Origin of the sequence: Streptomyces alkaliphilus, assembly GCF_014141535.1 — a bacterium.
Lineage (GTDB): Bacteria > Actinomycetota > Actinomycetes > Streptomycetales > Streptomycetaceae > Streptomyces > Streptomyces alkaliphilus.
On the sequence record NZ_VKHT01000373.1, the window covers coordinates 1 to 4,633 of the forward strand.

Consider the following 4,633-nt stretch of genomic DNA (forward strand, 5'->3'; position numbering starts at 1 on the left):
CCCGGAAGGACGACCCCCGAACTCCCGCGACCGCCCCGTCACCACCGAGTCCGCCGAGTCCGCCGAGTCGATCACACCGCTTTCACCAGGGGTTTCCCGAACCCGGTCCGGTCCCCTCCCGCCGAGGCCCCTCGGCTCGGGCCCCGGCCGGGGCGAACGGGGGGAGCGATCGCCGCACGCCGGACACGCATTCCCGAAGCGGCAAGATCCTTCCCATCATCGTGAAGAACGTTTCCCGTATACGGGTGAATGAAGAAGGAAAGGAATTCAGCCGCCGTCCCGTGGAGGATGCCGGCGGGAAAGCGAAGATCCTTTTTTCGGAAGGTGAAGAAGATCCCGGATCACGCGGCCGTGCCGGAGCGGTCCCGGAGCCGCCGATCACCCACCGGTCCGGCCACGGCGGCGGGTCGGCCCCTGGCCGGCGCCGTCTAGGGCGATGAGGGCGGGAAGGGTCGCGCCCGCGCACCAGTGGCCGAGGAGATCCCGGTGCACGACCGGAACGCCGTTGGCACGGGCGGTCTCCAACGCGTGGGCGGTGAATCGGGTGGTGGTGACGAAGACGGCGACATCCGCCCCGGCGTGTGTGAGTGCGCCGATCAGTTCCCGGACGGCCGCGCCGGGGATCGCCCGCTTCTGCGAGTACCGCTTGCACTGGATGACGAAGGACCGGCCGTCGGGCAGCAGGCCGGTGATGTCCACCCCGTCGTCCCGGGCCCCACCGACCCGGCGCACCCGGGTGCAGCCGTCCCGCCGACAGAGGTCGGCCACGAACTCCTCGAACGCGGTCCCGGTCATGTCGTCCACGCCCGAGTCGGCGAGACGACGCCCGCCCCGGGCCACCGCGTCCTCCCGGCGCCACGCGACGTCCCCCTCCCGCTCCCTCCGATGGGTTGTCCACACGCGGTGGACGAGCACACCGAGCGACAGCACGACGAGCACGAGGGCGAGGAGGATCAGGGAGATGCCCCATCGGCCGGTGAGGAGGGAGAACAGGAGGACGGGGCACAGGCCGATCGCCCCGACGCGGGCGGCGACGGAGCGGCGGGGCGGCACACGACGCCCGCGAGTGGCACGACGCGGCACGGACCTTCCCCTCCCCGGACACGGAACGACGCGTCCGGAAAGATCCTGCGCCCGGCTCCCGGAACGAAACACGGCCACCGGTCCCGGCGGTCGTTCCCGGCCGGCCCGATCCGGGGCCCCACCGCGCTCGGCCGGCCCCGACGGAGGGCCGGGGTCGGAACCGGGTGATCAGAGGATTCGCTCGAGCCTGGCGAGAACCTTTCCGGAAAGCGCCTCGAACTCCTTGAAACAGGTCTTCACGTACTGCTGCGTACTGCCGAGCGCACCGTCGACGGGCCGCAGGTCGAACATGGGCTTGCGCGCATCATGCGCCAGCGGCATCAGGCTTCTGTGGTTTCGCAGCGTGGCAATCCTGTGATGATCCCCATGGGAATCCGGAGAAGATTCACCGAGAACAGCCGATGAGTATACCCAAGGAATCCTTTCCAACCATCGCTCGTATGCCTTGAAGGGACGGTCAAGTCTCATCTCCGGCTGCATGATGACATATCCGAGCGGCCGCATCGTGGCCGAGGGAGCGGAAATGTCCCGGGGAACACGAGGGAGAACGAGCGACTGCCAATCACTCCGCCACCGACGCAATGTCGGCCCCAGATTACTCAATCCCTTCAATGAGAAAAGGTCGGCCGCCAACGGCATCAGAACGGTGTCGGCCGAGATCAAAGCAGCCCGATTGATGACTCCGAGATTGGGTCCGACGTCGATGAGCACGACCTCTGCGTCGACAACCAAGGCGGCCTGTTGAATGACACGATGAAAAGACGTGGAGGTTCGGATTGCGGCGATGTCACCCCCGTAGGCACGTGACCATTCGTTGGAGAGTTTGTCCTCGAAGCGACTCAGATCAAGACTGCCCGGCAACAACCAGAGCCCCGGTCGCAGGCGAGTCGGCTCGACAGCCGCGATGTCTCCGGTGCCTTCCAGGATGGGGCGTACCGCATCCGCCATGGTCTGCCCACCGCGCACTCGTCCGGTACCCGACAAAGCCGCCATCGCCGCACCCTGGTCGATGAGCCCGGAGGTCCCCCCCACAAATCCTCGATCTCCGACTCATCCAGGCACATAGCCGTGAGGTTGGTCTGCGGATCCAAATCAACCACCAGTACACTCAGCCCGATCCTTTGCATCATATGGGCGAGGTGATAGGTGAGAGTGGCCTTTCCCACTCCTCCTTTATTATTGAAAAGAGCGATAGATTTCACGAAGCTCCCCTGATGACAACCACCCACGAGGAATCATCGATCTGAAACTCGGCCCGAGGATTTCCATTGCTCTCCAGCGCTCTCTCCACCCGGCCGATCCCTCACCCGAAGCGGTTCACATAGCCAAGCCCTTTCATCGCCGCCGCCGGAGAAGGGTTTCGATAATCGGTGACGCGATCGAAGTTGTCGCTCCGGACCCGACCAATTCGAGATCCAGGTCGTCGAGCCCCGCGCAGGGAAGCGGTCGGGAGTCGAAGGGGGTATCCAACGAGCGCCTGCGCTCGGCGAGGACACGCTCGTCCTCCCGGCTCGCCCGACGCGTGGTGGGGTCCGGCCGAACCCACACCACACCCTCGCACCGGACCGGAGGTGTGGCACACGCGGTCACCCGGATGCGAATGACCGGCTTGCCGAGGAAGAGGGCTCGCTCGACGGTCAGCGATGGACGATCCAGAATCCGACCGTCGTCCCGGAGTTCGGTGAGTTGAAGGAGCTCGCGATCACTGAGGTCGACCTCGTCCACCGGACACCCGTTGTCGTCCACTCCGATGAGGATGTCACCGCCTCCGTGACCCCCCCGGGTCGTTGGCCATGGCGCACACAGCGCTGCCGAGCGCGTCACCGCGCCTCCCGTCCCGCTTCGGGGCGCGTTTGAACTCGAGGCAGGCGGACTCCTGTGTCCCGAGGGTGTCGGCGAGGTCGATTCGGCTGTCACTCACCGGGCCATTGTGCCCCCGGGCGCCGTGCGGTTGATCGAGATGACGCTCCCGGAAACCCTCGCCCGGGGATCGCGGTGACGCGGAGGCGATCGCCGGGAGATCACGGCTCCCGCCGGTGTCAACCGCCGTTGACGCCGGCGAAGTCCGGGCCGGTGATCAGGGTGAGCACGCCGGGCGTCTCGGACTCCATCGACTCCAGGCGGGCCCCCGGCACCCGCTTGGCCAGCAGACGGGCGTGCTCCTCCAACCCCTCGGGGTGCCGGATGACGGTGCCGCCCACCAGGTCGGAGTTGCCGGTGAAGGGCACCTGGAAACCCGCCGCGCTCAGCGCCTCGGCGGCCTCGGCGGCCTGGCCGGGCACCCCGGAGCCGTTGAGCACCTGCACCCGGATGTCGGCCGGGGAGATGGTCGGCCGCTCGGCGACGGCCCGCTCCAACTCCTCCTCGGTCAGCCGCTCGTCGCGTGCCATGGCGGTGAAGACCAGCTCGGCGTGCGGATACCGCCACACGACGTTGGCCCGGTCGGTGGGGTCGTCCAGCTCACGCGGGTAGTTGGGGACGGTCATGAAGGTGATCGCGTCCTGCGGGATGTCCTGGAGCTGGGTGGTCAGGGAGAGCAGCGGCTGGAGCCCGGCGAGTTCGGGGTCGGTGGTCAGCGAGCCGGTGACGGCGCCCATGAAGTCGTAGAGGGCGGTCGGATTGGTGAGGCTGCTCCGGGCCTTCGCCACGAGGGCCTGCATGAACTCCTGTTGCCGGTTGATGCGGCTCAGGTCGCTGCCGTCGCCCAGGCTGTAGCGGGCGCGGACGTAGCCCAGTGCCTCGTCGCCGTTCAGGCTCTGGCAGCCGGCGTCCAGCCTCAGGTGCGCCTTGGGGTCGTCGATGGGCGCCTCGATGCACATGTCCACGCCGCCGAGGGCGTCGACCATGCCGCTGAAGCCGTTGAAGTCGATGGTGATGAAGTGGTCCATCCGCAGGCCGGCGTTGTGCTCGACGGTGCGGATGGCGCAGGCTGTGGCGTACTCCACGTCCCCGCTCATGCCGCCGGTGGAGTAGGCGGAGTTGAGCTTGCCGAAGTAGGGCTCGGACACCTCGCCGTTGCCCAGCTCACAGGCGGGGACCTCGACCCAGGAGTCGCGGGGCAGCGAGACGACGGTGGCCCACTCCCGGTTCTCGGCGATGTGGACGACCATCATGGTGTCCGAGTTCATGCCGTCGACGTTGCCGTAGGCGCCGCCGGTGCCCTCGCGGCTGTCGGAGCCGATCAGCAGGATGGTCTCGGCGTCGGGGGCGAGGTCGTCGGGGCGGTCGCCGCCGATCTTGTCGTCCACGTCGGCGGACTGCACGTTGCCGTCGAGCTTGTGGTACAGCCAGGCGAGGACACCGGTGCCCAGGAGCAGCAGGACGGCGAGGGTGCCCGCCGACCACAGCAGGTAGCGCGGCTTCCGGCGGGGTTTGCCGCGTCGGCGCCCGCCGCCGGCCCGGCCGTCGGTGGAGCGGCGGGGGGCCGGGACCCGCCCGGCGCGGGTCGCGGCGCGTCCGCCGGCGGCGCGGCCGTCGGTGGAGAGGGCGTCGGGATGATCGTCGTCGGCTCCGGCGGGCAGGGCACGGCGGCTGTCTCTTATACACACCT

5 protein-coding genes are annotated in these 4,633 nt (G+C 68.2%); all 5 read right to left on the minus strand.

Features of this window, described 5'->3' with window-relative positions:
- Window positions 1–378: 378 nt before the first annotated feature.
- The gene (locus tag FNQ90_RS13245; RefSeq protein WP_323379931.1) at window positions 379–1,083 is read right to left on the minus strand and encodes a restriction endonuclease; all 705 of its coding nucleotides are present in this window, start codon (window positions 1,081–1,083) and stop codon (window positions 379–381) included.
- A gap of 168 nt (window positions 1,084–1,251) precedes the next feature.
- The gene (locus FNQ90_RS13250; protein WP_228471105.1) at window positions 1,252–2,031 is read right to left on the minus strand and encodes a ParA family protein; all 780 of its coding nucleotides are present in this window, start codon (window positions 2,029–2,031) and stop codon (window positions 1,252–1,254) included.
- Window positions 1,923–2,312, minus strand: a complete 390-nt coding sequence (locus FNQ90_RS27360) for a ParA family protein (RefSeq protein WP_323379932.1) — start codon at window positions 2,310–2,312, stop codon at window positions 1,923–1,925. Before FNQ90_RS27360 ends, FNQ90_RS13250 begins: the two co-directional genes overlap by 109 nt.
- A gap of 106 nt (window positions 2,313–2,418) precedes the next feature.
- On the minus strand, window positions 2,419–2,829 hold the full coding sequence (locus FNQ90_RS13255; RefSeq protein WP_323379933.1) for a hypothetical protein: 411 nt from the start codon (window positions 2,827–2,829) through the stop codon (window positions 2,419–2,421).
- 293 nt (window positions 2,830–3,122) lie between these two features.
- Window positions 3,123–4,633 (minus strand): LCP family protein (locus FNQ90_RS13260; RefSeq protein WP_323379934.1); only part of this gene is annotated, 1,511 nt, incomplete at its 5' end.